This window comes from Psychromonas sp. (genome assembly GCF_983033635.1).
The window spans coordinates 1-2,406 of sequence record NZ_CEZLMY010000301.1; the positions used below are offsets into that span (position 1 = coordinate 1).

The following is a 2,406-nucleotide window of genomic DNA, read 5'->3' on the forward strand; positions in this document are numbered from 1 at the left end:
TATTGGAAATTTTTGAGTCTGAAGTTAAGGATTTTCCATTTCCTCGTAGCCGACAGGCTGTTGCTGCTTTAGCTTCGCTTCGTGGAGCTCAGTCTAATTCTCATGCTGCTGAGGCATTTATGTTGTTAAAGGAAATTATATGAAAACCCTTATTATAGCAGAAGCAGGTGTTAATCATAATGGTAGTGAACAGCTCGCATTTGAATTGGTCGATGCCGCTTATAACGCGGGTGTTGATATTGTAAAGTTTCAAACATTTAAAGCGATAAATCTAGTGACAGCGACAGCCAGGCAAGCTGATTATCAAATAGAAAACACAAAAAAAGTAGAATCTCAACTGGCAATGTTAAGCCGTTTAGAGCTTAGTTATGAATTTCACCATGAGCTCGTTGAGTATTGCCAAAAATTCGGCATTGAGTTTTTATCAACTGCTTTTGACTCTGAAAGTTTAGATTTTTTAGTTAATGATTTAGGTTTAAAGCGCTTAAAAATTCCATCTGGTGAATTAACCAATGCCCCTTTAGTATTGCAACACGCAAAAACAGGTGCAGATTTAATTGTTTCGACAGGCATGGCAACATTAGCTGAAGTTGAATCTGCATTAGGCGTGATCGCTTTTGGCTATCTATCGCAAGAAGATATTGAGCCATCTATAGATGCTTTCCAGCAAGCTTATTTCTCAGGTCAAGGACAAGCTCTGCTAAAAGAAAAAGTAACCCTACTGCACTGCACAACTGAATATCCGGCACCATTAAAAGATATTAATCTAAAAGCAATGGATACATTAGCGGCTGCGTTTAAATTAGAGGTAGGCTATTCCGACCACAGTGCAGGGATTCTTGTACCCATTGTTGCTGTCGCTCGTGGCGCTAAAATTATCGAAAAACATTTCACTTTAGACAAAAACATGGAAGGGCCAGATCATAAAGCCTCTTTAGAACCAGATGAATTACAGGCGATGGTTGAAGGTATTAGAAATGCTGAATTAATAATAGGTGACGGTATAAAAGGTCCGCGCCCATCAGAAGTTAAAAATATAGTGATAGCGAGAAAAAGTCTAGTTGCTGCTAAATCAATCGCGCTAGGCGAGTTATTTAGTGAAGAGAATTTGACAATAAAACGGCCTGGTAATGGCGCTAGCCCCTATCAGTATTGGGAATTAATCAATACCAAGTCAGAAAAGCCTTATCAAGAGGGGGAGGTGATTCTTGGATAAAAAACGATATCTGCTTGGGGCTGGCGGACATGCTTGCGTATTGGTCGATATATTAAAGCAAAATGGGCTGGCTTTATCAGGTGTTTTTAGTCCTGATGTTGATCTTGAAAGGGAAATTTTATCGGATATTCCTTTTTTTGATAACGAGGATGATATTTTCAAAGAGCTCCCAAGTACGGTGCAGATTGTTAACGGTATTGGTTCCATGCCAGGATCTCGATTAAGAACGCTTGTACATCATAAGTTTAGTGAAAAAGGGTACTTTTTTCAGCAGGTTATATCTAAGATGGCGATTGTCTCTGATTTTGCCAAACTTGGTGAAGGTGTGCAGGTAATGCCTGGCGCAATTATTCAAGCGGGAGCAGTTATTGGTGATCATTCGATCATTAATTCGGGGGCAATTATTGAGCATGATTGCATTATTGGAGAGCATAACCATATCGCGCCAGGTGTTACATTAAGTGGTCAAGTGAAAACGGGTAATTATGTTCATATTGGTACTGGTGCGAACGTGATTCAGGGGATTTCTATTGCTGATAATGTACTAATCGGATCCGGGGCCAATGTAACCAAAAGTGTACCATATGGACATGTCATTTTGGGTCCTCGAGCAGAGATCAAAATGAAAAGGGTAAACAATGAGTCATAATTGGCAAAACACATTAATCGGACCTGACAGTTCTATTCGAGAAGCACTTAAAGTTATTGATAGAGAAGCCCTCCGTGGCGCTATTATTGTATCTGAAACGCGAAAACTACTCGGTATCGTTAGTGATGGCGATATTCGTCGTGGAATATTGGCGGGTGTTGCATTAGAAGCTTGTGTTTGTGAGGTAATGAATACTAGCCCCATTGTCGCGACTAAAGAGATCTGCAAACAACAATTAATTGAACTAATGGAATCGAAAGATATTTTATCGATTCCATTAGTTGAAAATGGCATCGTCATTGGTTTACATACGTTACATGAATCTTTGTTAATAAAAAAATTAGATAACCCTGTTTTTTTAATGGCAGGTGGATTCGGTACACGCTTAAAACCACTAACCAATAATTGCCCTAAACCGTTGCTAAAAGTTGGGGATAAGCCCATTCTTGAAATTACCCTGCTTAATTTTATTAAATCAGGATTTACTAATTTCTATATATCAACACATTACATGCCAGAAATGATAATGGAACACTTTGGC

At 38.9% G+C, this 2,406-nt stretch carries 3 protein-coding genes; all 3 read left to right on the top strand.

Translation table 11 applies throughout. The features are described from left to right. Positions 1-139 precede the first annotated feature (139 nt). On the top strand, positions 140-1,216 hold the full coding sequence (gene neuB, locus AC4GME_RS18725) for an N-acetylneuraminate synthase (RefSeq protein WP_490378448.1): 1,077 nt from the start codon (positions 140-142) through the stop codon (positions 1,214-1,216). Then, a complete protein-coding gene (locus tag AC4GME_RS18730) occupies positions 1,209-1,865 on the top strand; it encodes an acetyltransferase (protein WP_490378447.1) in 657 nt (218 codons plus the stop codon). The genes neuB and AC4GME_RS18730 overlap by 8 nt, the downstream gene beginning before the upstream one ends. After that, on the top strand, positions 1,855-2,406 hold a 552-nt coding region (locus tag AC4GME_RS18735), incomplete at its 3' end, for a sugar phosphate nucleotidyltransferase (RefSeq protein ID WP_490380032.1). The genes AC4GME_RS18730 and AC4GME_RS18735, both read left to right, overlap by 11 nt.

Bases quoted from the DNA above. Each gene is read 5' to 3' on its own strand.
- neuB (WP_490378448.1), top strand. From the start codon at position 140: ATGAAAACCCTTATTATAGCAGAAGCAGGTGTTAATCATAATGGTAGT.